The sequence below is a fragment of the Micromonospora sp. WMMA1947 genome (assembly GCF_027497355.1).
In the GTDB taxonomy this organism is placed as follows: domain Bacteria; phylum Actinomycetota; class Actinomycetes; order Mycobacteriales; family Micromonosporaceae; genus Micromonospora.
The window spans coordinates 2,142,585-2,169,346 of sequence record NZ_CP114909.1; the positions used below are offsets into that span (position 1 = coordinate 2,142,585).

Here is a 26,762-nt window from a genome sequence, read left to right on the forward strand (position 1 = left end):
TCGGCAGCCATAGAATGTCCACGGAGCGTGTGTGCCGGTCGCACAGACTGTGCGATCGTCGGGCCGGACGCCGAAGTGATTTCATGGTCCGGTGACGGTTGACGAGCTGGCCCGCCCGGTCTCCCGCCGGATGCTGGGCACCGAGACGCTGCTCGTGCTCGGTCTGTCCCTCGGCCAGTCGGCCGTGTACGCGCTGGTGTCGCTGATCGCCAAGCTGACCGCGACCGGTGGCCTGTCGAAACAGACCGCCGCCCTGAACACCTCGGTGTCGGCCCGGCCGTACCTCGACCTCACGTACCAACTGCTCGGGATCGTCTTCGCGTTGCTGCCGGTGCTGCTCGCCGTACACCTGTTGGCGCGTGACCCCGGCGACCCGGCGCGGACGCTCGGCGTCGACTTCCGGCGGCCCGGCTCCGACCTGGCCCGAGGCGCGGGCCTGACCGCGCTCATCGGCCTGCCCGGGCTGGCGCTGTTCTGGGTGGCGGCGCAGCTCGGCCTCAACGCCACGCTGGTTCCGGCCGCGCTGCCGGACCTCTGGTGGACGGTGCCGGTGCTGATCCTCGCCGCCGTGCAGAACGCCGTGCTGGAGGAGGTGATCGTGGTCGGCTACCTGATCACCCGGCTGCGGCAGCTCAACTGGCGGATCGGTGCCGTGCTCGCCACGAGCGCCCTGCTGCGCGGCTCCTACCACCTCTACCAGGGCTTCGGCGCCTTCGTCGGCAACGCCGTGATGGGCGTGATCTTCGGGCTGTTCTACCTGCGCACCCGCCGGGTCGCCCCGCTGATCGTCGCGCACACGCTGCTCGACATCTTCGCGTTCGTCGGCTACGCGATGCTGCCGAAGTCCTGGTTCGACTGGCTCTAGGTCGTCGCCTCCTCGCCGTGGTGCGCCGGTCGGGGCGCGGTGGGCTCGGTGCCGGTGCGGGTCAGGCGCGGCGTGGCCGGTACCGGGCGACCGCCCGCGCGGCCAGCCGCTCGGCCGTCGCCGTACCGCCGGTCGCGGCCGCCAGCGCCGCCGCGCCCGGCAGCAACCGCGCGGCCAACCGCAGCCCGAGCCAGCCGCCCGCCTGCGCCGCCACCGGCGTGGCCAGCCGCCAGGCCGCCTCCGCCACCCGCCCCCACGGCCCGTCCGCCGGCGCGTCGGCAGCACGGGCCGCCGCCAGCGCCGCCCGAGCGGTGCCGTCGTCCGGGTGCACCAGCGTGAGCACCAGCAGTTCGGCCGCCCGATCCGGATGCGCCGGATCCCGCCCGTATGCCGCCGCCAGATGCAGCACCAGGTTCGCCTGCGTCCACAGCACTGCCGCCAGCTCCGCGACCGGTGCGAACATCCCGGCCCCGGCGGCCAGCGCCCCACCCGTACCGGCCATCCGCACGAACCGCCGGGTCGCCAGCCGGGCCACCCCGTCGGCGTCCGCCTCCGGGTAGGCCCGCCGAACCTGCTCCACCCAGGCCGAGGCCCGCGGCCCGAGCGCGTCGACCGCAGCCAGGGCCAGCAGCTCCGGCGCGAACCCGGGGTGGTCGCGCAGCTGCGGCCCCACCGTCCGCCAGCCCGTTTCCGGGGTACGCGCGACGTCGAGTTGTGCGGGTGCCCGCGCGACGACGACCGCAGTCGTTGGCGGGCTCGCCTCTGCCGTCGGCGGGGCGGCTTTCGTCGGCCGGCGGGTCCGGCCCGGCGAAGGTGCGGTGGCGGGACGCTCCGCCGTGACCGGCTCGGTGCCGTCGGGCTGCCGTTCGGCAAGAGCGGGCTCTGTCGCGCTGATCGCCGTCTCCTGCCTCGGAGGCGACGCCTTCCGAGTGGCCTTCTTGACCGCCGGCGCAGCCTTCTTCGCAACTGGGGCGGCTTTCTTCGCGACCGGGGCGGCCTTCTTGGCGGCGGGAGCGCGGCGCGTCCGTTTCGGCGTCTCCTCCCCGGCCGGTGGTGACGTCGACTCGGCCGGAGGCTCGGCAGCCCTTCGCTGCTCCGCTGTGACGGGCCTCTCCTCGGCCGGGAGCGTGCTCTCCCCGGCGCTCGGCGGCGGCTCTGCGGCAGTCGTACCCGAAGGAGTGGCGGAAGTCCCCGAGGTGGCCTGCTCTGACGGCGGCGTACCCGGGCCGCCGGTGGAAGCCTGCGGGGTGGCGCGCTCGCCGGGCGTACCCGGATCGGCGGGTGAAGGGTCGGCGGCCGGACGCGGGCGCGGCGCCGGCGGTGCGTCGGCGGTCGGCGCCGGCGGCTGGAAGACGACAGTGGGCGCCGCCCGGCGCGGACGCCTGGGCGTCGGTGTGTCGCTCGTCGCGGCGCTTGCAGCGGGGTCCGGGACCTGTGGAGGGCTGAACGTCGGTCGTGGGGAGCGACTCCGCCGGGCCTTGGGGGCGGGCTCGCGACGGGGCGGATCGCTCGGCGGCTGCTCCTGCATATCGATGGAGCGTAGCCGTGGGAGTGATCCCGCACACGACGAAAACGCGGTGGGGGCGGCCGGTCCGATAGTCGCTTTGCCCCCGGCGGGTGCGGACCTGTATCCTCGGGCGCGGTGACCTCGTGGGTCACCAGGGAGACTTCGCCTAGTCTGGTCTATGGCGCCGCACTGCTAATGCGGTTGGGGTCTTAAAGCCCCTCCCGGGTTCGAATCCCGGAGTCTCCGCGCGAAAGCCGGTTGTGTAGACTGGCCGAGCACCAGGCGCCCGTAGCTCAACGGATAGAGCATCTGACTACGGATCAGAAGGTTAGGGGTTCGAGTCCCTTCGGGCGCACAGACAGCCCCCTAGCAGGCCCAACGGCCGCTAGGGGGCTTCTTGCTGTCTAGCCGTTCCTGTGAAGACCTCCTCGTTCCGCGAGTTGTACGCGTCGTCCCTCGGCGGACGATCGGATGATCGCGTCCAGGAGTCGGTGACGTGTGACGGCGTGGGCGAAACCCGGAGCGGTCGTGGTGCCGTTGACGAGATCGTTCCGGATCGCCGCGTATGTGTGCGCCAGGTTGTGGATCGGTGTTCCGGCCAGGTGGGGGTAGTCGTCGTGGCCATCGGGCAGTGTCAACGGCGACAGTGGGGCGCGGCCTCGTGCGCCGCGCACCGTAACGGGCCCGAGGTGGGGATATCCGCTTGCGGAGGTGATTTCGAGAGTTCCCTCGGTGCCGTCGATGAGCAGCGAGAACCAAGGTCCGGACAGGGTTGCTCCACGGTGGTGGGCGGAGAGGATCGCTCCGTCGGGTAGCCGGCCGGACACGGCGATCTGGTCCTCGGCGGTCATCGGGACCGTCTGTCCGGTGCGGCCGAGCGCAACGATCGGGTGCCGGGTGGCCGTCGAGGCGACCACGTCCTGCAGCTCGCCGACGACCATCGACACAGTGTCGATGGCGTTTCCGAACGCAATCGTGAGCATCGTGGCGCCGAGCGTGCGATCGAGGGTGTATCGCATGCGCTCGGAGACCGGGTTGCCCCACTCGACCGAAGAGGCCAGCACCGTCGCGGACAGCACGTTCCCGACGTACCCGTCGGCGACGAGGCCGGCCAGCCAGCGGAAGGTGGGCGAGGAGCGCCCATGAAGCCCGATGAAGGTACGCGTGTCGCGGGCGGCGCCTTCCATCTCCTCGGCTTCGGCCAGGTCGACGGCGAAGGGCCATTCGCTGAGCACCGGCACTCCCGTCCGTAGGGCGGGCAACACCAGCTCGCGGTGGTGGGGCACCTTGACCGCGACGACCACAAGGTCGACGTTCTCGTCCTTCACGAGTTGGTCGACCGAGGCGTAGCCGGGCACCCCGAACGCGGCGCCGGCAGCAGCGGCCGACGCGGGGGAACTCGTCGCCAGGGCGGTGAGTTCCATGCCGTCGACTGCCGACAACGCGGGCAGGTGGGCCCCGGCCGCCCATCCGCCGGACGTGCTGAGCCCTACGATCCCCACGCCGAGCGGGCGTCTCCCGGGTTTTCCCATCACGTTTCGTCGCCCTTTCGCGTGCTTGCGCCGTGCGGGGTGGTCACGTCGGCCAGGCGAGCAGTGCCGTGTCGACGATCTCGTCGAGCGTGTCGGGTCCGAGGCCGTTCGCGGCCTGGACGGCGATGCCGAATCCCGTCGTCATGACGTATCGGGCGAGGCGTCCCGGGTCGGCGTGGCGTGGGAGGTCGCCCTCCTCGACGGCGCGCCGGAAGCGCGCTTCGAGCTGGTCGCCGGCGTCGACGCGCCAGGTGACCAGCACGTCGTGCGCGGGGCGGCTCTGTTCGCTCAGCGCCAGCGCACCCTGCACGGACAGGCACCCCGCGGGGCGGCCGGGCGACGTCGTCGTGCGGACGGCTCCCCGCAGGAATGTCTCGGCCACCGCGCGGGCGGTGGGCTCCCGCAGGGCGCGGGTCACGTAGGAGGCCGGCCCTTCGGCGTAGCGCTGCACAGCCTTGCGGAAGAGCTGCTCCTTGTTGCCGAAGGCGGCGTACATGCTCGACTTGGTGATCCCCATCGCGCTGGTCAGGTCCGTGAGGCTGGTGCCGTCGTACCCCCGCGCCCAGAACACCTGCATGGCCCGCTCCAGTGCCTCGTCGATGTCGAACTCCCGGGGGCGGCCGAGGGCGGTGCTCTGGGATCCACTCATGACGGCATCCTCCTCGATTCGGGGTCGGCAGGGTCGACGGACCGCCATGCCACCTGTTCCTCTCCTCGCAGCCGACTTTACTCCCGGTCGGTCCAGATGTGCTAGCGTTCTGTACCGACCGGAACTTAAAGCGGTCGGGCCTACTACAGGAAGAGGAACACCACGATGAGAACCGTCTCGCTCGGCGGACTGGAGACCTCCCGCATCGGTCTGGGCGCCATGGGCATGTCGGCCTTCTACACCGGGGCCGGCCAGCGCGACGACCAGTCCATCCGCACCATCCGGCGGGCCCTTGACCTCGGCGTCACGCACATCGACACCGCCGAGGCGTACGGCCCTTACGCCAACGAGGAGCTGGTCGGCCGCGCCATCAAGGGACGCCGGGACGAGGTGGTGCTCGCGACCAAGTTCGGTCACCTCTCGTACACCGGCCGCCCGGGCAACGACAGCAGCCCGGCCAACGTCCGGCTCGCAGTGGAGGGATCGCTGCGCCGCCTCGGCACCGACCACCTGGACCTCTACTACCAGCACCGGGGCGATGGAGTCACGCCGATCGAGGAGACCGTCGACGCGCTGGCGGAGCTGGTGGCCGAGGGCAAGATCCGCCACATCGGACTGTCGGAGGCCGGGGCCGCGACGATCCGGCGGGCGCATGCCGTTCACCCGATCGCCGTGGTGCAGTCCGAGTACTCGCTGTGGGTCCGCGACCCCGAGGCCGAGGTGCTGCCGGTCCTGCGCGAGCTGGGCGTGGGTTTCGTCCCGTACGCCCCGCTGGGCCGCGGGTTCCTCACCGGGGGCATCCGCACCCTGGACGACCTCGACGCCGACGACTGGCGCCGTACCAACCCCCGCTTCGCCGGCGGCAACCTCGAACGCAACATGCGCATCGTCGATGAGGTCCGCGCCGTCGCCGCCGAGGCCGGGGCCACGCCCGCGCAGGTCGCCCTCGCGTGGCTGCTCGCCCAGGGCGACGACATCGCCCCCATCCCCGGCACCACACGCATCGACCGGCTCGAGGAAAACGCCGCCGCCGACCGCATCACCCTCACCGAGAACCAGATCACCCGACTGCGGAACCTGACACCGGCCACCGGCGACCGCTACGACCAGGCCAACATGGCCGCCCTCAACCACTGAGCCGGTCGCCACCCCGGTCGTCCCCGAAAGGTGGCGCACAGCCTTGAAGGGCATCACATGACCACCCGTCACATGGCATCGAACGATGTCTCGACCGCCGGCGGCCTGGCGTCCTGGGCCGGCGTCGGCTCTCTGAGTCTCGGCATCTTCGCGTTCATCATTGCCGAGTTCCTGCCCGCAAGCCTGCTTCCGGAGATCGCCGACGGCCTGAACGTGTCCACCGGCGCGGCCGGGCAGGCGCCATCGCAGTCATTGCCGGCGGCCTCCTGCTCACCTCGCTGAGCCGCCCGAGCCACTAGCCAGTCCTGGCCCACATCCCGCCACGACGACCGCACGGTACTTCTTCCGCCGGTAGACCCGGGCGCAATGACGTACCGACCGATTCATCTGTCAGTTACGCCCGTGCACCAGGGCCGTCCGCTGGACGCGATTTCGCCGTGCAGCCGGATCGACAGCGATCGGCACAAGGCCGACCACGCTTGAGGAGAGAACCATGAGAACAAGAATGACGGTCCTGATCAGGACTGCCGTCGCCGCCATCGCTGGAATCGCCGTTCTGACCGGGCCCGGACCGGTCCCATCGAACGCCGGCGTGAACCTGCGGCCGGAGTCGGCCGTCGCGCAAGGCGTCACCGCCGGGCTGCCCTACCGGCCGCCGGACGGCTTCCAGTCGAAGTACGCGCAGGTGAACGACTTCCGGATGCACTACCTCCGCGGCGGCAGCGGCTCGCCGGTGGTGCTGCTGCACGGCTTCCCGCAGACCTCCGCCGAGTGGGAGCCGCAGCTCGAGGCACTCGCCAAGGACCACACCGTGATCGCGGTCGACCTGCGCGGGACCGGTGACTCATCCGTCCCGCAGAAGGGCTACGACACGGCCCAATTGGCCGACGACGTGCACAAGCTGCTCACCCGGCTCAACCTCAACAAGGGCGTCCAGATCGTCGCCCACGACATCGGCGCATGGATCGCCTACCCGTACGCCGCAATGTGGCCCGACGAGGTCAGCCGAATGGTGGTGATGGAAGGGCCCATCCCCGACCGGTCCCTCTACACATTCCCGGCCTTCCCCGCGGAGGGGGCCCTGTCGACGTGGCACCTCGGGTTCTTCCAGAAGGACTTCGCTCAGGACCTGGTCCGTGGACACGAGCGCGACCTGGTCAAGGGGTTCGTCGAGCAGTACCTGGCAGTGGACGGGGCTTTTGACGACCGCGACTACGAGTTCTACGCCCGGTACCTCCGCGAGCCCGGCCGGTTCAAGGCGTGGATGAACATGTACCAAGCCCTCCACACGGACATCGCCCAGAACGAGAAGTTCCGGAAGGCGGGGCTGCTCCAGATGCCCGTCCTGGCCGTCGGAGGCGAAGAAGCCCTCAGCAGCGCCGTGGGTGATCAGTGGCAGGGCTACGCAGCCGAGGTCGAGACCCAGGTCATGGCTGACACCGGTCACTGGCTCACCGAGGAACGACCGCAGGATCTCACCAGGATGCTCCTGAAGTTCCTGCACTGACGACGGGCAACACGGACACCCCAGAACCGCCAGGGCGTGCGCGGTCCTCGGACCGGCACGCCCTGGCGCTCGACGCGCCCGGGCGCATAGTTCCGGAAAACTTCCGGAAAATCATTGACGTGCTCGAAACGCCGCTGCAATACTCCGAGCGCCGGCAACATCAATCTCTGTCGATTGACGCCATGCGTCGTCAGGTGTTACCCGTCCCGAGGAGGACCTGCGCATGTACGCCAGCATCGGCGGCTTCCGCCGCCCGTCCGCCCCCCGAACATCGCGTCTCACCGTCCGGTTGGCCGCGCTCGCCTCCGCCGTGGCGCTCAGCGCCGTCGGTCTCGCGGTCGCCGCCACTCCGTCCAACGCCGCCGTCTGCAACGGGTACGTCGGCCTCACCTTCGACGACGGGCCGACCGGCAGCACCAGCGCACTGCTGTCCGTGCTGCGCGCGAACGGCGTACGGGCGACCATGTTCAACGTCGGCCAGAACGTGCAGAGCAACCCGTCCGCCGCGCGGGCCCAGGTCGACGCGGGCATGTGGGTGGCCAACCACAGTTGGAACCACGCGCACATGACCTCGATGAGCCAGAGCCAGATGCAGTCGGACCTCTCCCAGACCAACTCGGCGATCCAGTCGGCGACCGGCGTCCGGCCGCAGTTGTTCCGCCCGCCCTACGGGGAGACCAACTCGACTCTCCAGTCGGTCGCCTCGTCGCTGGGCCTGCGCCAGGTGATCTGGGACGTCGACTCCCAGGACTGGAACGGCGCCAGCGTCAGCCAGATCGTCTCCAACGCCAGCCGCCTCCAGGCCGGCCAGGTGATCCTGATGCACGACGGCATCCAGAACACCCGCGACGCGATTCCGCAGATCATGGCCAACCTGAGCAGCCGTAACCTCTGCCCGGGCATGATCTCGCCGAGCACCGGCCGGGCGGTGGCCCCGGACGGCACTCCGCCGCCGACCACTCCGGCGCCGACCGGCACGCCGACCACTCCGCCGCCGACCACTCCGCCTCCCAGCGGCACGTGCACAGCGACGGCGACGACCCCCAACGTCTGGGGTGACCGGTACAACACCTCGGTGACGGTGCAGGGGGCCAGCAACTGGACCGTGGTCGTGGCTCTGACCCCGCCGCAGCGGGTCTCCACCACCTGGAACGGCTCCCCCAGTTGGGACAGCACCGGTTACGTGATGACGATGCGGTCCAACGGCAGCGGCAACACCTTCGGCTTCACCACGATGATGAACGGCAATAGTGGCGCCAGACCTCAGATCCGTTCCTGCACCGCGGGCTGATCCCGGTGGCCCGCCCCCGCCGACGAAGACGGCTGAGGTGAGCGTGGTCGACCAGGTGCCCCTACGGCGAACTCCAGCTGACCCTGGACCGTAGGGGCACCCCGGCGGAGGCTGATCGATTGTCTTCCCGGAGCAAGAAGGCGCTCAGTGCGCGATCGCAGTTGCCTCCAACTCCACCAGTACGTCGGGCTCGAAGAGGCGGTCGACCCCGATCAGCGACGCCGGCGGAAGCGGCTGCGGCAGCCCGAGCTCCTCGGCGACCGCCTCGATCCCGGCCATGAACGGCCCGATCTTTTCGGGCGTCCAGTCGGTGACGTAGAAGGTCAACCGGACCACGTCAGCGAACGAGGCGTCGGCGCCGGCGAGGGCGCGGCCGGTGTTGCGCAGCACCTGCGCGACCTGTCCGGCCAGGTCCCCGGGTGCGACGGGCGAGCCGTCGTCCAGTCGGGCGACCTGGCCGCTGACGTGGATGTGGCGCGACCCGGTGGCCACGGCGACGTGGTGGTACGGCGTGTGCGGCTGAAGACCGGCTGGGCTGAAAAGGGTGACGGACATCGGTGCTCCTCCACTGGGCAACTGAGGTTTACCATTGATACCTAGTTGACGGAGGACACTTCAAGGAGACCTGGTTTCATGAGCGATACCGCCACCCCCGGTGCCGGGGAGCTGCGCATCGACACGCCGCACCGCGAGCTGCTCGACCAGGTGCTGGACAAGTGGTCGCTGAGCGTCCTCAACGAGCTGTGCGAGCGTCCGTGCCGCTTCAACGAGCTGCGCCGCGCGATCCCGGCGGTGACCCAGAAGTCGTTGACGGCGACGCTGCGGCGACTCGAACGCAACGGCATCGTGGAACGCCACGTCGTGGCGACGCGACCGGTCGCGGTCGAATATCGGATCACGCCGCTGGGCAAGACGCTCCGTGCACCGATCGACGTTCTCCTCGACTGGGCCGACGCTCACATGTCCCAGATCGAGCACGCCCGCCGGGCATTCGACGCCGAGCTGGACTGACTGCCGGGGCGGCAGCGGTCCGCCCCGGCGCCACGTGTCACTCGCAGACCATGCCGTCGTTGTCCCGGTCGATGTACCAGTAATACTCCGGATCCTTGCCCTGCTTGTACGGGCCGTACCCGTTGGCGTTCGCCTCCTTGCAGGTGCTGAAGCGCGGGTCGTTGCCGCCACCGCCCGAACTGCCGCCACCGCCCGAACTGCCGCTACCGCCCGTGCTGCCGCCTCCGGAGCTGCCGTTGCCGCCATCCGGCTCGCATGCCTCGCCGTCGAGGTCGCGATCCAGCCCGGTCCGGTACCCCGGCTCGCCGCGCAGCAGCGGCGCCTTGCCGGCTGCGCGTACGGCATCGCAGTTCTTGTAGTAGACGGCGGGCTTCGTGGTCTTGCGCGGGCTCGGCTTCGCCGCGGGCTTCGCGGTGGTCGGCGCGGCAGTGGTGGGTGAGGGTGATGGCTCCGGCGACACCGCGCCGGCCTCGGCGGTGGGGGCCGTAGTGGTCGGCGCCGCGACTGTCGGAACCTCCTGGGCGACCGCCTTCTCCGGCGATCCGCTCGGCTCGGAAGCGGTGCACCCGGTCATGCCGGTGCCCAGCAGCGCGCCGCAGCAGGCGAGGCCGAGGAACGCCTTGATCGCAGCCGACCGGCGGCCCCACCACAGTCGTGTCGGTGGCGCGAACGGGATGCCGGGCCTATCGGGCAGCGGCGCCTGTTCGCGCCGCGGATTCTGGGGAGGGAGTTCGGTCACAGCGGGCAGTGTGGAGCGACGTGTCCGCACGGGAGTGTCGTTGAGCCGACAGACCGGCCCTTACCGGCGCGATGAGTGACGAAGCGGTCGGTGCCGGCCGGAGCATCGGCATCGACGCCGCGGATGATCGGATCCGGTGCCTCGCCGAACGGCCGACGGCGAGGCACCGCGAGCGGGATACCCGCCGGTCAGGGGGTGAGCGGCGTGAACAGCTTGTTGGCGGACCGGCCGACCGCGCCGGTGAGCGTCGCGTCGATACCGCCGCCGACGACCCCGCCGACCAGCGGTACGGCCTTCGCCAGCGTGATCAACGCCCGCTTCGTGCCGTACTTGGCGAGCAGCATGAACCCGAGCTTCTGGTTGATCTTCCGGATCAGATCGATGGAGACCTTCCGGATCGCCTGCTCGGTCAGCTTGACGCCGATCTGGGCCCCGAGCGTGCTGAGCGTCGACTGGATGTTCGAGCCCACCGCGACCAGCGGGATCATCGCCTGCGTGTGCGGGTCGTCGAGGTCGTAGCCCCGCAGGTAGGCGATCGCTCCCGCCAGGCGGACGTTGATGACGAGCGCCCCCGCGACGTTCGCCGGCAGCGTGATCGGCAGGGTGAGGAAGCCACCCAGGCCGGTGACGAACCCGGCCGACCCGGCGGCCATGACGGATTCCTTGATGAGTCGTCCGATCACCTTGTCGACGTCCTCGGCGGGGGTGCCGCCGCGATTGCCGAGCAGCGAACTGTCGTACCTGTCGCCCTGCACCGCCCGCAGCCGGGACTCGGCCCAGGCCGCCGAGCCGGTGACCGGGCCGACGCCGTTGCGCACCACCTTGTTGACGGTGTTGACCAGCGCCAACGCGGTACGGCTCGTCTTCTCGTCGTCGTGGTCCCCGGGCGTGGGCTGCTCACTGTCGAGCCGCGATTCGGCGGTGTCGTCCATGGCGAACCACTCCAGTCGTATCGATCACCGCTGTCAACACGACTGTCGTCCGTCAGTCACGGCCGTACGTCGACTGTGGATCAGGCTTACGGCCGGATCGTCAGTCGTTCCGCCGCCGCCAGCCGCTCGACGGCGGCCCGGTGCGGAACCGCGTGACTGGTACGGCCGCCCACGCCGGTCGTGGTGACGGCGGTGAACAACGAGTTGAGCAGCGCCTCCTCCACCGCGTCCAGCACGCCGGCGAACACCGGGTCGATCGCGGCGTCCGGGATCGGCTGCTGATCCGACGTGGTGAACGCGATCGCGTAGTCCCCGCTCGTGGTGCTGAACGACGCGCCCACCCGGGCCATCGCGAACACGGCCCGCCGGGCGAGCCGCCGGAGCTGGCGCGCGTCCAGGGGTACGTCCGTCGCCACCACGATCATGCACGAGTTGCCGGGCGGCTCGGTCCGGTCGGCGGCCGGGACCAGCTCGTCGACGGGTAGCGGCACGCCGAGCGCGGTGAGGACGCCGCCGAAGTTGGACTGGACCAGCGCGCCGACCGTCCGTGTGCGGTCGGCGGCCTGCACCGTGCGGGACGAGGTGCCGATGCCCGCCTTGTAACCGAGGGCGGTGGTGCCGGTGCCGGCGCCGACGCAGCCTTCGGCGGGGAGCCCGCCGCTCGCCCCGGCGACAGCGGCCAGGACGTGGGCCTCGGTGATCGGGCGGCGGCGGATGTCCGACAGGTGCCCGTCGTTCGTCTCACCGACCAGCGGGTTGAACGACAGCCCGTCCGGTCGGCGCGCCATCAGGTGCCCGAGCAGCGCGTCCGCCGCCCGGAACACCGACAGCGTGGCGGTCAGGACCACCGGAGATTCGAGTACGCCGAGTTCGTCGACCTGGGTCGAGCCGACGAGCTTCCCGTGGCCGTTGCCGGCGTACACCGCGGCGGGCAGCGTCCACCGGCCGGGCCCGAGCCCGCTCGGCACGATCGCGGTGACGCCGGTGTGCAGGTCGGCGCCGTCGTCGACGGTGGTGTGACCGACCAGCACGTCGGGGACGTCGGTGATCGCGTTGTGCGGCCCGGTGGGCAGCGACCCGACGACGATCCCCAGGTCGCGGGCGCGCCGGCCGGACCGGCTCAGGACGCCGCCGACCGGATCGCCTGCACGATGCCGGTCGGGGAGTAGTCGTCGGGGACGCCCTCGACCAGGATGATGTCGCCCTCGATGTGCCGCGAGCGCAGCGGCGCGATCTCCTGGTAGGCGGGCGAGTCCCACCAGGCCCGCGCCTCGGCGATGCCGGGGAAGCCGAGCACCACGACGGCGCCGGGCCAGGCGCCCTCCTTCACCTCGTGCGGCGTGGCGTGGACGAGGAAACGGCCGCCGTACGGGGCGAGGGTGGCCGGGAGCCGCTCGATGTACTCGGCGACGTCCCGGTGCGGTGCGGCGTCCTGGAGGTGGGCGATGGCGTACGCGGGCATGGTGTCCTTCCGGCCGTCGAACTCCGAACGCCGATCCTGGCACAGCGGTCAGCAGTCGTTCTCGCCCATTTCCGTGAACTCGTCGGCGTTCAGGTTCCGGACGCGACGGCCGCGACGGCGGCGTGCGAGCGGTGGTTGTCGTCGTCGAGGCGTGGCAGGCGCTCGACCTCGGCGAACCCGGCTCGGCGCAGCCGCGCGGAGAACTCGTCCACCGGCCAGCGGTACGCGGTGGCGACCTTGTGGTCGAACGCGTCCACCTCGTCACCGATGAAGATGCCAACCACGAGCGGCCCGCCCGGCACGATCGCGCGCCGGAACCCGGCCAGCACGCGGTCGAGATCCGGTGGCGGGAGGTGGATCAGCGAGTACCAGGCGAGGATGCCCGCGACCGAGTGGTCGGCAACGGCGAGGTCGTCCAGCGACCCGAGCCGGTACGTGCCGTCCGGGTGGGTCGCCCGCGCGTGCGCGACGAACTCGGGAACCAAGTCGATCCCGGTGGCGTCGACGCCCAGCGCGCGGAGGTGGTCGGTGAGGTGACCCGGTCCGCACCCCAGGTCGAGCACCGGGCCGGTCCGCCCGGCCAGGTGGCGCTCGATCAGGGCGAGGTCGTCCGCGTGCACCGTAGCGGTGGTGCCGAACAGGTCGATGTAGAGCGTCGCGACCGCCCCGTACGCCTGTCGTATCCGATTGTCGTCCATGTGGCGACCATACGGAGGCGCCGGCGAAGCCGTAGCGAGTGAGCTGAGCATGTCACCGAGGCGGCCGACCGACCACTACCGACCGACGTCCTGGCGCTGCCGAACGGCCAGCACGACCAGCAGTGATGGCACCAGTACCCACAACTGCGCAGCCGTGTAGTGCCGCAGTTCGGCCGGAACGTCCATGCGCTCGACTTCCGATTCGAGCGCCCCTGGACGGATGAGTGTCATCGCGTGCCAGGCCGGCGCCGAACACCCCGACGAGGAACTCGGCCAGGATCACCCATCGCCGCCACCGGACACCGGCGGATCCCCACATGTCGATGGCGGCGAGCCTGCGCACGTCGAGTCCGAGGGGCATACCGGCATGGTGTCACTGACCATCGCGGCGGGCCAGCGGTTCCCATCGACACGGAAACCTACTGCTCCAAGCGGTCGTCCCACGCACTCGTCCGGCCATGCCCGATCGGAGAGCGGGCTATGTGTACGCGTCGATGTTAGCGCCACCATCATCCGTCCTCCGGGTGCTGACGAGCGTCGGCCCGGGGTGCGGCAACCCGCGCGAGCCTGACGCGACGTCGTCGTTGAATGATTCGGGGAGGTTACGCCTTGACGAACGCCGAGTTATCGCCCACATTCGATGTTCAAGGACGAGGCTGCAACTATCGGGCGGGGCTGCCTTGTCGAGACCAGACGCGTGCCTCGCGGTGCGCGCGCTCTTGTTAGCGCTAACACCTGGGCGGGTGTGCCGCTCGGGTATCCGGCCAGTCGAGGAGGATCATGTTCGCCTTTGGTAGGTCTCCGTCGATCTCCCCGCCGCGTCCGCGGCGAAGCTGGTTGCCGCGGGTCGTCGCGGCCGGGGCGGCAGCCCTGTTGGCAGGTGCCGGCGCGGTGGCTGTGACGTCGGCGCCCGCAGCCGCGGCCACCGTGGACACCAGCGCGTGGTACGTCCTGGTGAACCGCAACAGCGGCAAGGCGCTCGACGTCTACAACCTCGCCACGAACGACGGCGCGCGGATCGTGCAGTGGTCGCGCAACAACGGCAACCAGCAGCAGTGGCAGTTCGTCGACTCCGGTGGCGGTTACTACCGGCTGAAGTCCCGGCTGTCCGGCAAGGTGCTCGACGTCTACAACTGGTCGACCGCCAACGGCGGCAGCATCGTGCAGTGGTCCGACACGAACGGGACCAACCAGCAGTTCCGGCTGGCCGACTCCGACAGCGGTTACGTCCGGCTGATCAACCGCAACAGCAACAAGGTGGTGGAGGTGCAGGGCGCCTCGACCGCCGACGGCGGAAACATCGTCCAGTACGACGACTGGAACGGCGCCAACCAGCAGTGGCAGCTCGTCCGGGTGGACGGTGGCGGCGGCAACCCCACCACGCCGCCTCCCACCACGCCCCCGCCGGGTGGTACGTGCAATCTGCCGTCGTCGTACCGCTGGTCGTCGACCGGTGTGCTGGCGCAGCCGCGCTCGGGCTGGGTGTCGTTGAAGGACTTCACGGTGGTGCCCTACAACGGTCAGCACCTGGTGTACGCCACCACGCACGACACCGGGTCGTCGTGGGGGTCGATGAACTTCGGGCTGTTCTCGAACTGGTCGCAGATGGCCTCCGCCAGCCAGAACGCGATGTCGTCGGGGACCGTGGCGCCGACGTTGTTCTACTTCGCGCCGCGCAACATCTGGGTTCTGGCCTACCAGTGGGGCCCGACCGCGTTCTCGTACCGGACCTCGACTAATCCGACGAACCCGAACGGATGGTCGTCGGCGCAGCCGCTGTTCACCGGCAGCATCTCCGGTTCCGGCACCGGCCCGATCGACCAGACGCTGATCGCCGACGACCAGAACATGTACCTGTTCTTCGCCGGTGACAACGGCAAGATCTACCGCTCCAGCATGCCGATCGGGAACTTCCCCGGCAGCTTCGGCTCGAACTACACCACGATCATGTCGGACTCCACGAACAACCTGTTCGAGGCCGTGCAGGTCTACAAGCTGCAGGGCCAGACCCGCTACCTGATGATCGTCGAGGCCATCGGCTCCCAGGGCCGCTACTTCCGGTCCTTCACCGCCACCAGCCTCAACGGCTCGTGGACGCCGCAGGCCGCCACCGAGTCCAACCCGTTCGCCGGCAAGGTCAACAGCGGCGCGACCTGGACCAACGACATCAGCCACGGTGAACTGATCCGCACCACCGCCGACCAGACCTTCACCGTCGACCCCTGCAACCTCCAACTGCTCTACCAGGGCCGCTCCCCCAACTCCGGCGGCGACTACGGCCTCCTGCCCTACCGACCCGGACTGCTCACCCTCCAGCGCTGAGCGCGTACCCCGGATCCGGAGAGCCCGGCCCGCGTGATCGCGGGCCGGGCTCTCCGGCGTCTCGCCCGGCGATCGTTGACCCTGAGGCAACGACGGTGGCTCGGTCCGTCGTTGATCGGAACCACGCCGCCCGGGAGGGTGGAGTGGTCACCACCTCCCGGACGAAGGGTTGAGCAGATGTCCTTCCAGGCGTACCTCGACGCGATCGAGGACAAGACCGGCAAGACCCCGCGCGTCCTGGTCGACGAGGCCAGGGAGCGCGGCTACGACGCCGCCGACGTCAAGGCCGGCGTGATCGTGGGCTGGCTGAAGGACGAGTACGGCCTCGGCCGGGGACACGCGATGGCCCTGGTCCACGTGATCAGGAACGGGCCGAAGATCAGCGCCAAGCACGTCGGCTCCACCGGCACCCACCGCGACGACAGCGACACGCTGTGGCTGGACGGAAAGGCCGCCCGGGCCACCGGGTAGCGGGGCGTGGACAGCGACGCCTATCGTTCGCGGCATGGGAGCGATCAAGCCGTGGCACCTGTCCGTCCTGATGCTCTGCTGTCTCCTGCCGCTCGTCGCGGCGGGGGTGGCGGTGGTGTGGGCGCGGCGGGGCCGCCGCTGACCCGTCAGTGGCCGGCGACGAACTCCTCCACCGCCGTGCAGACCCGCCCCAGCGCCTCGGCCGAGGCCGCCAACGGTCCGGGCACCATCATCGAGTGGTCGGCGTCGGCGACCTCCACCACGTACGGGGTGAGCCGGCGCGCCACCGCACCGTCCCAGACCTGGTCGGCGGTGCCGCCGGCCAGCAGGAACGGCGCGGTGGCCCGGCCCAGCGGCTCCCGTACCGCGGGGTCGGTCAGCAGCGGCGTCAGCCAGACCGCCGGGATGCCCCGGTCGGCGGCGAGCGGCGCGGCGAAACTGCCGAGCGACTTGCCCACGAGCAGGTCAACCCCGGCGTCGAGGACCGGGTCCAGCTGCTCGGCGACCCACTCCGGCGCGTTGCCGGGACGCAGGTCGCCCAGCGACCGCCAGGTCACCTCGTGCACCTCGAAACCGAGCCGGCGCAACGCCTCGCCGATGTAGACGAAAAGCGGCCCCCGGGTGTCGTAGCCCCGTCCCGGAGCGAGTACCGCGCGTCGATCCGCCATGGCCGCCTCCCTCTCGTTCGGTCGATGCGTCACGCTAGCCGCTGCACGGTTTTCCGGTGACCCCTCGGCCTCAGAGCCGTTCCGGGGTACGGATGCCGAGCAGGTCCAGGCCCTGCCGCAGCACCCGCCCGGTCAGCCCGCACAGCACGAGCCGGCTCTCCCGCAGCGGTCCCTCCGCCCGCAGCACCGGGCACCGCTCGTAGAACGCGCTGAACGCGACCGCCAGCCGGTGCAGGTAGGCGGTCAGCCGGTGGAACTCCAGGGTGCCCGCCACCTCCCCGACCACCGCGGCGAAGCCGACCAGCTCGATGGCGAGCGCCCGCTCGGCCGGCTCGGCGAGCGAGACGTCCGCGTCCGGCCGCGCCGCCGCGCCGGCCCGCCGGAAGATCGACCGGACCCGGGAGTACGCGTACTGGAGGTACGGCGCGGTGTTCCCGTCCAGCGACAGCATCCGCTCCCAGTCCAGCACGTAGTCCTTGTGCCGGTCGCCGGACAGGTCGGCGTACTTGATCGCGCCGATGCCCACCGCGCGCCCCACAGCGGCGGCCTCCGCCTCGCCCAGCTCCGGATTCCGTTCCCGGGCCAGCGCGGTGGCCCGCTGGACCGCCTCGGTGAGCAGCCCGACCAGCTTCACCGACCCGCCGGCCCGGCTGCGCAGCATCCGCCCGTCCGGACCGAGGATCGAACCGAACCCGACGTGCTCGGCCCGCACCGGCGCGGCCAGCCAGCCGGCCTGCGCGCCGACCGCGAACACCATCTCGAAGTGCCGCCGCTGCGGCAGCCCCACCACGTAGAGCAGCCGGGTGGCGCCGAGCGCGCCGGTCCGGTGCCGCAGCGCGGCCAGATCGGTGGCCGGGTAGCCGTACCCGCCGTCGGACTTGCGCACGATCAGCGGCAACGGCTCGCCGTCACGGCCCACCGAACCGGGCGGGAACACGCAGTCCGCGCCGTCGCTGCGCCGCAGCAGCCTGAGCCGGTCCAGCTCGTCGACGGTCGGCGCGAGCTGGTCGTGGTAGCTGCTCTCGCCCCGGAAGTCCTCGCCGGTCAGCGTCACGTCGAGCAGGTCGTACACGGTCAGGAAGTAGCTCTCCGACTGCGTCACCAGCAGCCGCCACAGCCGCAGTGTCGCCGGGTCGCCGCCCTGCAACGCCACCACCCGCCGCCGCGACCGTTCCTGGAACGCCGGGTCGTCGTCGAACTTCGCCCGCGCCGCCTTGTAGAACCCGTCCAGGTCACCCATCGACAGCTCCTGCGCCGCCCCGGCCTCGCCCAGGTCGAGCAGGTGCTCGATCAGCATGCCGAACGGTGTGCCCCAGTCGCCGAGGTGGTTGGCGCGCAGCACCCGGTGCCCGAGCCACTCCAGCGTCCGCGCCGCCGCGTCCCCGATCACCGTCGACCGCAGGTGCCCGACGTGCATCTCCTTCGCCACGTTCGGCGCCGAGTAGTCGACCACCACCGTCTCCGGCTCGGCCACCGGCGGCACGCCGAGCCGCGGGTCGGCGGCCAGCGCGGACACCAGCCCGCCGAGCGCGTGGCCGGCCACCGTGAGGTTCAGGAAACCCGGACCGGACACCTCGACCGCCGAGCAGACGTCGGCCAGCGACGCGCGCTCCCGTACCTCCGCGGCGATCTCCCGCGGCGGACGGCCGAGCCGCCGGGCCAGCCCCAGCGCCGCGTCCGACTGGAAGTCCGCGTGCTGCGAGCGCCGCACGGCCGGGTCCACCGGCATGCCGGCCACCGCCGCGAACGCGGGCGCCAGCCGGTCGGCAAGCAACCTTTCAAGATCCATGAGTACGCCGATCTCGCTGTGGATCCGCCGCGCGGATCACCTGACGGGAACGCGACGGCGGAGCGAGGACGATCGATGACGACCGGCGGCTCGATCCGCCGGTCGCAGGAGGGGAAGGCTCAGCGCAGGCGGTCGCGGGACCGCCGGCGTCGCAGCGCGCCGAGCCGGACGTCGGAGGACGTCATCGGGTACGCGTGCGAGCTGGCCATGCCGTCAGCGTAACCGGCCGGTCCGGGGCCGGCGCAAGCGCGTACCCCGGACCGGCTCGGCGTCAGGCCGAGGTGGCGACGGCCTTGCGGTAGCGCTCGGCCCGGCGCCGCACCTGGGTGTACGCGCTGCTCAAACCCATCGCCCGGCGCACCTCGACGAGCGTGCGACGCACCTCGACGCGGGTCCGCTCGGTGCCGGTGACGATCAGCTCGTCGACCAGGCCGGGCTGCGCCTCGAAGCGGGCCCGGCGCTCCCGGACCGGGTCCAGGAACCGGTTGAGCGCCGTCACCAGCGCCTCCTTGACCTCGACGTCACCGACCCGGCCCGCCCGGTAGCGGTCCTTGAACTCCGCCACCTGTGCCCGGTCCGGGTTGAAGACGTCGTGGTACTCGAAGACCGGATTCCCCTCGACCGTGCCGGGCACGTCGGCGCGGACCCGGTTCGGGTCGGTGTACATCCCCATCACCTTGCGACGCACCGTCGCCGCGTCGTCGGAGAGCGCGATCGCGTTCCCCTTGCTCTTGCTCATCTTCCCGGCTCCGTCGGTGCCGACCAGCGTCGGTGTCTCCGACATCAGCATGTCGGGCACCGGGAAGACCTCGCCGTAGAGGTGGTTGAACCGCCGGGCGATCTCCCGGGTCACCTCGACGTGCGCCGCGTTGTCCTTCCCGACCGGCACCACCTGCCCCTTCACGCAGAGGATGTCGGCGGCCTGGAGGACCGGGTAGCCGAGCAGGCCGTACGGCATCTCGTCCTTGCCGGCGTCGCGGGTCATCTCCTTCAGCGACGGCACCCGTTCCAGCCGGGGCACCGTGATCAGGTTCTGGAACAGCGTGTTCAGGTCGCCGACCTCGGGGATCGCCGACTGGAGATAGAACGTGGCCCGCTCCGGCTCCACCCCGGCGGCCAGGATGTCGGTGACCATCTCGCGGGCGTTGTGCGCCACCTGCTCGATGTCCGCGCGGCTGTTGCGGGTGGTGAGCATGTGCAGGTCGGCGATGATGAAGAAGCTCTCGTAGCGCTGGTGCAGCCGTACCCGGTTGGCGATGCTGCCCACGTAGTGGCCGAGGTGCAGCCGCCCGGTCGGGCGGTCGCCGGTGAGCATGCGTGCAGAGGACATGGTCGTACGCCTTTCGTGCCGTTCGATGGCGGGGAGACGCGACCCGGGTGTCACCCGGGTCGGTAAAGCGGGCTCGTCAGAACGAGCGCCGCCATCGCCCGCCGGCGCGGAACCGAAGTCCGCCGGCACGGAGTACGTCGAGGATCTGCTCCCGGCCGTCCACAGCGTGGCCCCGGAGACCGTCACGGGTCTCCGGGAGGCAGCTGCGCGGCCGGACCATGCCTGACACGGTAGCCGCTCACCGGCCGGCGCCGCTGCCTCCTGCCGCGCTTACTGCTGTCGATAGCTTTCGGTGTAGTAGCTGCCGACCCGCTCCCGGTACTCCGGGTGCGCGAAGTGGTCGCTGTCGAACGCGGGCGACTCCTTCACCTGCTCCCGGGTGCGGTCCACGTGCACCACGCGCTCCAGGTGGTCGACCTGGGCCACCGTCCCGGCCGGCAGCAGCACCTTCTTGCCGAAGATCCACGGGCCGGTGTCCACCACCAGGTACCGCGCGTCGGCGTCGTCGCTAGCCTCGTCGATGGAGCCGATCCGGCCGTCAGTCGCCTCCACCCGGTAGCCGGTCAGGTCGATCGGCGTACCCGGACCGGGGGCGTCCAGCCGATCGTCGGCGTTTGAGGCGTCGCGCTGCTGCGGCACGTCTCCCGGCCGGGTCTGGTCGTACCCACCGGCCAGGGCGGACGGATCCCGCCAGGTCCACGGGTTGAACGGCTGCATCGGTGGCACCTCCGTCGAATCGGCTCGACAGAACAGTGCCCCGGGGGCGGAAACGGAAACGCGCGCCGCGTCGCCCGCCGGCCCGACCTGGGCGTACGGCCCCGCTGGCATACTGGCCGACCATGGTCCTGTCACGGGGTTGGTCGCTGTTCCTGGTCGCCGTCGGTGTCTGGACGTGGGCGATCTGGCCGAGGTTCGCCGTCGCCATCTGGAACGACGAGCGCGCCTGGTCGGCCGGGGTCGTGGGCGAAGGCAGCCCGACGAGCTTCCTGTGGGTGCACGCCCTGCTCATCGGCGCCTCCCTGGCGATCGGCACGACGGTGGGAGTCCTGGGCGTTCGCGCCTACCGGGCCTCTCGCCGCCCGTCCCCCTCCTCGCTCTCGGGCCAGCCCCGATGATCAAGGAGTTTGTGTCCGCCGGGACCGCGGATCAGGACGCGAACTCCTTGATCGTGAGTGCGGCGCACGGGTGTGACGCGCGCCGCTACCCCTGGATTTGACGTTCAAACCCGCAGACGCGTAACTTTCTCTCTGCCAGCGCGGAACGGGGCAAACGGGACGAAAGCCCGGGAGCGTCGAACCAGGCTGGTGCCGGGCTCGACCGAGGCTTAACGCCTTGCGAGGGCGCGGCCCGGGCGAGGCCCGCCGAAACGCCGCAGGGCGGATTTGGCGGAGCGGAACCGACCGGGTAAGGTTGTCGACCGGCAGGGAAACGGACGAGCTCGCGGGAAACCGCAGCGGCCGGCCTGCCAAATCCGATGATCATCGCAGCGGGTGACTGCTGCGCGTGCTCAGCGGCGCCGACCCGTACGAAGCATGACAGACCGGGACACACGGTTTGACACGGCAGAGACGGTGAGGTAACGTAGTAAAAGTGCCCGGCGCGAGCGCGCCGGGTGAACGAACGAAATACCCCGGTCGGGGTTCCGCTGGTGCGGTGCTTCTGGTTGGTGTGTGGTTGTTCTTTGAGAACTCAACAGGGTGCTTGTAAAGCCAGTGCCAATTGTTTTATACCCCGGACTGGTCAGGCTGTTGTCTGATTTGGTTGGGATTCCTTTGGCAACACTTTTGTTGCCAGGACATTGTGTCCGACAGAGTTTTTGTTGGAGAGTTTGATCCTGGCTCAGGACGAACGCTGGCGGCGTGCTTAACACATGCAAGTCGAGCGGAAAGGCCCTTCGGGGTACTCGAGCGGCGAACGGGTGAGTAACACGTGAGCAACCTGCCCCAGGCTTTGGGATAACCCCGGGAAACCGGGGCTAATACCGAATATGACCTCCGATCGCATGGTTGGTGGTGGAAAGTTTTTCGGCTTGGGATGGGCTCGCGGCCTATCAGCTTGTTGGTGGGGTGATGGCCTACCAAGGCGACGACGGGTAGCCGGCCTGAGAGGGCGACCGGCCACACTGGGACTGAGACACGGCCCAGACTCCTACGGGAGGCAGCAGTGGGGAATATTGCACAATGGGCGGAAGCCTGATGCAGCGACGCCGCGTGAGGGATGACGGCCTTCGGGTTGTAAACCTCTTTCAGCAGGGACGAAGCGTAAGTGACGGTACCTGCAGAAGAAGCGCCGGCCAACTACGTGCCAGCAGCCGCGGTAAGACGTAGGGCGCGAGCGTTGTCCGGATTTATTGGGCGTAAAGAGCTCGTAGGCGGCTTGTCGCGTCGACTGTGAAAACCCGCAGCTCAACTGCGGGCCTGCAGTCGATACGGGCAGGCTAGAGTTCGGTAGGGGAGACTGGAATTCCTGGTGTAGCGGTGAAATGCGCAGATATCAGGAGGAACACCGGTGGCGAAGGCGGGTCTCTGGGCCGATACTGACGCTGAGGAGCGAAAGCGTGGGGAGCGAACAGGATTAGATACCCTGGTAGTCCACGCTGTAAACGTTGGGCGCTAGGTGTGGGGGGCCTCTCCGGTTCCCTGTGCCGCAGCTAACGCATTAAGCGCCCCGCCTGGGGAGTACGGCCGCAAGGCTAAAACTCAAAGGAATTGACGGGGGCCCGCACAAGCGGCGGAGCATGCGGATTAATTCGATGCAACGCGAAGAACCTTACCTGGGTTTGACATGGCCGCAAAACTGTCAGAGATGGCAGGTCCTTCGGGGGCGGTCACAGGTGGTGCATGGCTGTCGTCAGCTCGTGTCGTGAGATGTTGGGTTAAGTCCCGCAACGAGCGCAACCCTCGTTCGATGTTGCCAGCGCGTTATGGCGGGGACTCATCGAAGACTGCCGGGGTCAACTCGGAGGAAGGTGGGGATGACGTCAAGTCATCATGCCCCTTATGTCCAGGGCTTCACGCATGCTACAATGGCCGGTACAATGGGCTGCGATACCGTGAGGTGGAGCGAATCCCAAAAAGCCGGTCTCAGTTCGGATCGGGGTCTGCAACTCGACCCCGTGAAGTCGGAGTCGCTAGTAATCGCAGATCAGCAACGCTGCGGTGAATACGTTCCCGGGCCTTGTACACACCGCCCGTCACGTCACGAAAGTCGGCAACACCCGAAGCCGGTGGCCCAACCCTTGTGGAGGGAGCCGTCGAAGGTGGGGCTGGCGATTGGGACGAAGTCGTAACAAGGTAGCCGTACCGGAAGGTGCGGCTGGATCACCTCCTTTCTAAGGAGCACCATCCACCGAAAGGTGGCATGGAGCCCGCGGCCCGCGGATGTCGGGTCGGGGTGCTCAGATGGCGGAGACACTGGCAAGTCTGCTGCCGGCAACGGCCAGAAATTTTCCTAGTACAGCTGCTCCTCGGAGCGGTGGGAACGGGGTTCTGGTGCGGCTGGTGGCGGATGTAAGCACCCTGTTGGGTCCTGAAAGAACAACCCGAGCGGTTGTCTTTCAGAGCCGAAGTCCGAGGTGATGCCTCGGGATGGCGCCAGGCGCGGCCTGGTCTCGCAAACCGTAACCATGTGGTGGTTGTAGGTGTGGGGCTGTGGGTTGTGGGTTGGTTGTTTGTTGAGAATTGCACAGTGGACGCGAGCATCTTTGTGGTCAAGTTGTCAAGGGCGAACGGTGGATGCCTTGGCACCAGGAGCCGATGAAGGACGTGGGAGGCCGCGATAGGCCTGGGGGAGCTGTCAACCAAGCTGTGATCCCAGGGTGTCCGAATGGGGAAACCCGGCATCAGTCATGTGATGTCACCCGCACCTGAACACATAGGGTGTGTGGGGGGAACGCGGGGAAGTGAAACATCTCAGTACCCGTAGGAAGAGAAAACAAATTAGTGATTCCGTGAGTAGTGGCGAGCGAAAGCGGATTGAGGCTAAACCGGCGGCGTGTGATACCTGTCAGGGGTTGCGTGGTCGGGGTTGTGGGACCCTGCTCAACAGACTGACATCTGTTGGAGAAGTTACAAAGCCAGTGGCTAGTCGAACAGTCTGGAATGGCTGACCGTAGACGGTGATAGTCCGGTAGGTGAAAGTTGCTGGTCTTCTGTGGGTGTTCCCGAGTAGCGGCGGACTCCTGAAATCTGCCGTGAATCTGCCAGGACCACCTGGTAAGCCTAAATACTTCCTGGTGACCGATAGCGGACGAGTACCGTGAGGGAATGGTGAAAAGTACCCCGGGAGGGGAGTGAAATAGTACCTGAAACCGTTCGCCTACAATCCGTCGGAGCCTTGCGGGGTGACGGCGTGCCTTTTGAAGAATGAGCCTGCGAGTTAGTGGCATGTGGCGAGGTTAACCCGTGTGGGGGAGCCGTAGCGAAAGCGAGTCTGAATAGGGCGTTTTTAGTCGCATGCTCTAGACCCGAAGCGGAGTGATCTAGCCATGGGCAGGCTGAAGCGCGGGTAAGACCGCGTGGAGGGCCGAACCCACCAACGTTGAAAAGTTGGGGGATGACCTGTGGTTAGGGGTGAAAGGCCAATCAAACTCCGTGATAGCTGGTTCTCCCCGAAATGCATTTAGGTGCAGCGTCGCGTGTTTCTTGCCGGAGGTAGAGCACTGGATGGTCTAGGGGGCCCACAAGCTTACCGAAATCAGCCAAACTCCGAATGCCGGTAAGTGAGAGCGCGGCAGTGAGACTGCGGGGGATAAGCTTCGTAGTCGAGAGGGAAACAGCCCAGATCACCAGCTAAGGCCCCTAAGCGTGTGCTAAGTGGAAAAGGATGTGGGGTCGCATAGACAACCAGGAGGTTGGCTTAGAAGCAGCCACCCTTTAAAGAGTGCGTAATAGCTCACTGGTCAAGTGGTTCCGCGCCGACAATGTAGCGGGGCTCAAGCACACCGCCGAAGCTGTGGCATTCACATTTCAACTTCGTGCCTCCTTGATGGGGTATGCAGGTGTGTGGATGGGTAGGGGAGCGTCGTGCCGGGGGTGAAGCAGCGGGGTGACCCAGTTGTGGACGCGGCACGAGTGAGAATGCAGGCATGAGTAGCGAAAGAAGGGTGAGAAACCCTTCCGCCGGATGACCAAGGGTTCCAGGGCCAGGCTAATCCGCCCTGGGTGAGTCGGGACCTAAGGCGAGGCCGAGAGGCGTAGTCGATGGACAACGGGTTGATATTCCCGTACCCGCGAAAGAGCGACCCTGACGAACCTCGTTGTGCTAACCACCCGAACCGCCGGTGGTCTTCGGACCAATGGTGGGGAGCGTGGGAACCTGGCGGGTAGTAGTCAAGCGATGGGGTGACGCAGGAAGGTAGCTGAGCCCGGCCGGTGGTTGTGCCGGGGTAAGCGTGTAGGCCGGTGTGTAGGCAAATCCGCACACCATCAGGGCTGAGACGTGATGCCGAGCCGATTCAGGTGAAGTCAGTGATCCTATGCTGCCGAGAAAAGCCTCTAGCGAGTTCTTAGCGGCCCGTACCCCAAACCGACACAGGTGGTCAGGTAGAGAATACCGAGGCGATCGGGCGAACTGTGGTTAAGGAACTCGGCAAATTGCCCCCGTAACTTAGGGAGAAGGGGGGCCGGAGACGTGAAGCCCCGCGCGGGTGGAGCGTTGTATGGCCGCAGAGAGCAGGGGGAAGCGACTGTTTACTAAAAACACAGGTCCATGCGAAGAAGTAATTCGATGTATATGGACTGACGCCTGCCCGGTGCTGGAACGTTAAGGGGACCTGTTAGCTCTTCGGGGCGAAGCGGAGAACTTAAGCGCCAGTAAACGGCGGTGGTAACTATAACCATCCTAAGGTAGCGAAATTCCTTGTCGGGTAAGTTCCGACCTGCACGAATGGCGTAACGACTTCCCCACTGTCTCAACCACAGGCCCGGCGAAATTGCATTACGAGTAAAGATGCTCGTTACGCGCGGCAGGACGGAAAGACCCCGGGACCTTTACTATAGCTTGACATTGGTATCTGAATTAGCTTGTGTAGGATAGGTGGGAGCCGGTGAAGTCCATACGCCAGTATGGGTGGAGGCAATCTTGAAATACCACTCTGGTTGATTTGGGTATCTAACTTCGGACCGTTATCCGGTTCAGGGACAGTGTCTGGTGGGTAGTTTAACTGGGGCGGTTGCCTCCTAAAGGGTAACGGAGGCGCCCAAAGGTTCCCTCAGCCTGGTTGGCAATCAGGTGTTGAGTGCAAGTGCACAAGGGAGCTTGACTGTGAGACTGACAGGTCGAGCAGGGACGAAAGTCGGGACTAGTGATCCGGCACTGGCATGTGGAAGCGGTGTCGCTCAACGGATAAAAGGTACCCCGGGGATAACAGGCTGATCTTCCCCAAGAGTCCATATCGACGGGATGGTTTGGCACCTCGATGTCGGCTCGTCGCATCCTGGGGCTGTAGCAGGTCCCAAGGGTTGGGCTGTTCGCCCATTAAAGCGGTACGCGAGCTGGGTTTAGAACGTCGTGAGACAGTTCGGTCCCTATCCGCCGTGCGCGTAGGATACTTGAGAAGGGCTGTCCCTAGTACGAGAGGACCGGGACGGACGAACCTCTGGTGTGCCAGTTGTCCCGCCAGGGGCACGGCTGGTTAGCTACGTTCGGAAGGGATAACCGCTGAAAGCATCTAAGCGGGAAGCTCGCTTCAAGATGAGGTATCCCACCCACATTGTGGGGTAAGGCCCCCAGCTAGACGACTGGGTTGATAGGCCGGAAATGTAAGCCCGGTAACGGGTTCAGTTGACCGGTACTAATAGGCCGAGGACTTGACTACCAAGCTGCTACGCGTCCACTGTGCAACTCTGAACA

Annotated in this window: 22 protein-coding genes, 2 tRNA genes and 2 rRNA genes; 13 read left to right on the top strand and 13 right to left on the bottom strand. The window is 68.2% G+C overall.

Annotated elements, in window-relative coordinates; genetic code table 11:
• Positions 1-91: 91 nt before the first annotated feature.
• Positions 92-865 (top strand): CPBP family intramembrane glutamic endopeptidase, encoded by a 774-nt coding sequence (locus tag O7604_RS10360; protein WP_269703517.1) that lies wholly within the window; start codon positions 92-94, stop codon positions 863-865.
• A 61-nt stretch (positions 866-926) separates the two neighbouring features.
• Here O7604_RS10360 and O7604_RS10365 read toward each other — a convergent pair whose 3' ends face one another.
• Positions 927-1,538 (bottom strand): hypothetical protein, encoded by a 612-nt coding sequence (locus O7604_RS10365; protein WP_269703518.1) that lies wholly within the window; start codon positions 1,536-1,538, stop codon positions 927-929.
• A 989-nt stretch (positions 1,539-2,527) separates the two neighbouring features.
• Here O7604_RS10365 and O7604_RS10370 point away from each other — a divergent pair.
• Positions 2,528-2,618: transfer RNA gene (locus O7604_RS10370), tRNA-Ser, on the top strand.
• A gap of 36 nt (positions 2,619-2,654) precedes the next feature.
• A tRNA-Arg gene (locus O7604_RS10375) sits at positions 2,655-2,727 on the top strand.
• Between the two features lie 49 nt (positions 2,728-2,776).
• Here O7604_RS10375 and O7604_RS10380 read toward each other — a convergent pair.
• Positions 2,777-3,904 carry a Gfo/Idh/MocA family oxidoreductase gene (locus O7604_RS10380; protein ID WP_269703519.1) on the bottom strand — a complete coding sequence of 376 codons (1,128 nt, stop codon included), beginning with the start codon at positions 3,902-3,904 and terminating at the stop codon, positions 2,777-2,779.
• A 43-nt stretch (positions 3,905-3,947) separates the two neighbouring features.
• Entirely contained in the window at positions 3,948-4,553 is a 606-nt protein-coding gene (locus O7604_RS10385) for a TetR/AcrR family transcriptional regulator (protein ID WP_269703520.1), read from the bottom strand.
• A gap of 165 nt (positions 4,554-4,718) precedes the next feature.
• Here O7604_RS10385 and O7604_RS10390 point away from each other — a divergent pair, with 165 nt between their 5' ends.
• From O7604_RS10390 to O7604_RS10405, 4 genes are all read left to right on the top strand, one after another.
• Complete coding sequence (locus O7604_RS10390) at positions 4,719-5,690, top strand: aldo/keto reductase (RefSeq protein WP_269703521.1); 972 nt, start codon at positions 4,719-4,721, stop codon at positions 5,688-5,690.
• 57 nt (positions 5,691-5,747) lie between these two features.
• The gene (locus O7604_RS10395; RefSeq protein WP_281579505.1) at positions 5,748-5,972 is read left to right on the top strand and encodes a hypothetical protein; all 225 of its coding nucleotides are present in this window, start codon (positions 5,748-5,750) and stop codon (positions 5,970-5,972) included.
• A 223-nt stretch (positions 5,973-6,195) separates the two neighbouring features.
• Entirely contained in the window at positions 6,196-7,197 is a 1,002-nt protein-coding gene (locus O7604_RS10400; RefSeq protein WP_281579506.1) for an alpha/beta hydrolase, read from the top strand.
• 223 nt (positions 7,198-7,420) lie between these two features.
• Complete coding sequence (locus O7604_RS10405) at positions 7,421-8,488, top strand: polysaccharide deacetylase family protein (RefSeq protein ID WP_269703524.1); 1,068 nt, start codon at positions 7,421-7,423, stop codon at positions 8,486-8,488.
• Positions 8,489-8,632: 144 nt separating this feature from the next.
• Here O7604_RS10405 and O7604_RS10410 read toward each other — a convergent pair whose 3' ends face one another.
• Positions 8,633-9,043 carry a Rid family hydrolase gene (locus O7604_RS10410; protein ID WP_281579507.1) on the bottom strand — a complete coding sequence of 137 codons (411 nt, stop codon included), beginning with the start codon at positions 9,041-9,043 and terminating at the stop codon, positions 8,633-8,635.
• Positions 9,044-9,121: 78 nt separating this feature from the next.
• Between O7604_RS10410 and O7604_RS10415 the strand changes: the two genes are divergently transcribed.
• Positions 9,122-9,499 (top strand): helix-turn-helix domain-containing protein, encoded by a 378-nt coding sequence (locus O7604_RS10415; RefSeq protein ID WP_269703526.1) that lies wholly within the window; start codon positions 9,122-9,124, stop codon positions 9,497-9,499.
• 37 nt (positions 9,500-9,536) lie between these two features.
• On the opposite strand, the gene O7604_RS10420 is transcribed toward O7604_RS10415, so the two are convergent.
• The 5 genes from O7604_RS10420 to O7604_RS10440 all read right to left on the bottom strand — a co-directional run bounded on the left by O7604_RS10420 (position 9,537) and on the right by O7604_RS10440 (position 13,330).
• Positions 9,537-10,238: an excalibur calcium-binding domain-containing protein gene (locus O7604_RS10420; RefSeq protein ID WP_281579508.1), complete on the bottom strand. Its 702-nt coding sequence runs from the start codon at positions 10,236-10,238 to the stop codon at positions 9,537-9,539.
• Between the two features lie 188 nt (positions 10,239-10,426).
• Entirely contained in the window at positions 10,427-11,170 is a 744-nt protein-coding gene (locus O7604_RS10425; protein WP_269703528.1) for an EcsC family protein, read from the bottom strand.
• 86 nt (positions 11,171-11,256) lie between these two features.
• Complete coding sequence (locus tag O7604_RS10430) at positions 11,257-12,294, bottom strand: P1 family peptidase (RefSeq protein ID WP_281579942.1); 1,038 nt, start codon at positions 12,292-12,294, stop codon at positions 11,257-11,259.
• Positions 12,291-12,632, bottom strand: a complete 342-nt coding sequence (locus O7604_RS10435) for a DUF1330 domain-containing protein (RefSeq protein WP_281579509.1) — start codon at positions 12,630-12,632, stop codon at positions 12,291-12,293. Before O7604_RS10435 ends, O7604_RS10430 begins: the two co-directional genes overlap by 4 nt.
• A gap of 89 nt (positions 12,633-12,721) precedes the next feature.
• Positions 12,722-13,330, bottom strand: a complete 609-nt coding sequence (locus O7604_RS10440) for a class I SAM-dependent methyltransferase (RefSeq protein ID WP_281579510.1) — start codon at positions 13,328-13,330, stop codon at positions 12,722-12,724.
• Positions 13,331-14,110: 780 nt separating this feature from the next.
• On the opposite strand from O7604_RS10440, the gene O7604_RS10445 reads away from it, so the two are divergent.
• Both O7604_RS10445 and O7604_RS10450 read left to right on the top strand, forming a co-directional pair.
• Entirely contained in the window at positions 14,111-15,652 is a 1,542-nt protein-coding gene (locus tag O7604_RS10445) for a non-reducing end alpha-L-arabinofuranosidase family hydrolase (protein ID WP_281579511.1), read from the top strand.
• Between the two features lie 177 nt (positions 15,653-15,829).
• Positions 15,830-16,123 (top strand): DUF4287 domain-containing protein, encoded by a 294-nt coding sequence (locus O7604_RS10450; RefSeq protein ID WP_281579512.1) that lies wholly within the window; start codon positions 15,830-15,832, stop codon positions 16,121-16,123.
• 146 nt (positions 16,124-16,269) lie between these two features.
• Here the strand turns inward: O7604_RS10450 and O7604_RS10455 are convergent, their stop codons facing one another.
• The 4 genes from O7604_RS10455 to O7604_RS10470 all read right to left on the bottom strand — a co-directional run bounded on the left by O7604_RS10455 (position 16,270) and on the right by O7604_RS10470 (position 20,627).
• Entirely contained in the window at positions 16,270-16,791 is a 522-nt protein-coding gene (locus O7604_RS10455) for an alpha/beta hydrolase (RefSeq protein WP_281579513.1), read from the bottom strand.
• Between the two features lie 70 nt (positions 16,792-16,861).
• Positions 16,862-18,580 (bottom strand): arginine--tRNA ligase, encoded by a 1,719-nt coding sequence (argS, locus tag O7604_RS10460; protein WP_281579514.1) that lies wholly within the window; start codon positions 18,578-18,580, stop codon positions 16,862-16,864.
• 271 nt (positions 18,581-18,851) lie between these two features.
• On the bottom strand, positions 18,852-19,910 hold the full coding sequence (gene trpS, locus O7604_RS10465) for a tryptophan--tRNA ligase (RefSeq protein WP_269703535.1): 1,059 nt from the start codon (positions 19,908-19,910) through the stop codon (positions 18,852-18,854).
• A gap of 270 nt (positions 19,911-20,180) precedes the next feature.
• Complete coding sequence (locus O7604_RS10470) at positions 20,181-20,627, bottom strand: PRC-barrel domain-containing protein (RefSeq protein ID WP_281579515.1); 447 nt, start codon at positions 20,625-20,627, stop codon at positions 20,181-20,183.
• Between the two features lie 122 nt (positions 20,628-20,749).
• Between O7604_RS10470 and O7604_RS10475 the strand changes: the two genes are divergently transcribed.
• The 3 genes from O7604_RS10475 (at position 20,750) to O7604_RS10485 (ending at position 26,727) form a co-directional block, all read left to right on the top strand.
• The gene (locus tag O7604_RS10475) at positions 20,750-21,025 is read left to right on the top strand and encodes a hypothetical protein (RefSeq protein ID WP_269703537.1); all 276 of its coding nucleotides are present in this window, start codon (positions 20,750-20,752) and stop codon (positions 21,023-21,025) included.
• 701 nt (positions 21,026-21,726) lie between these two features.
• Positions 21,727-23,241, top strand: a 16S ribosomal RNA gene (locus O7604_RS10480).
• Between the two features lie 376 nt (positions 23,242-23,617).
• Positions 23,618-26,727 (top strand): 23S ribosomal RNA (locus O7604_RS10485).
• Together the 16S and 23S rRNA genes form the textbook arrangement of a ribosomal RNA operon.
• Positions 26,728-26,762 lie beyond the last annotated feature (35 nt).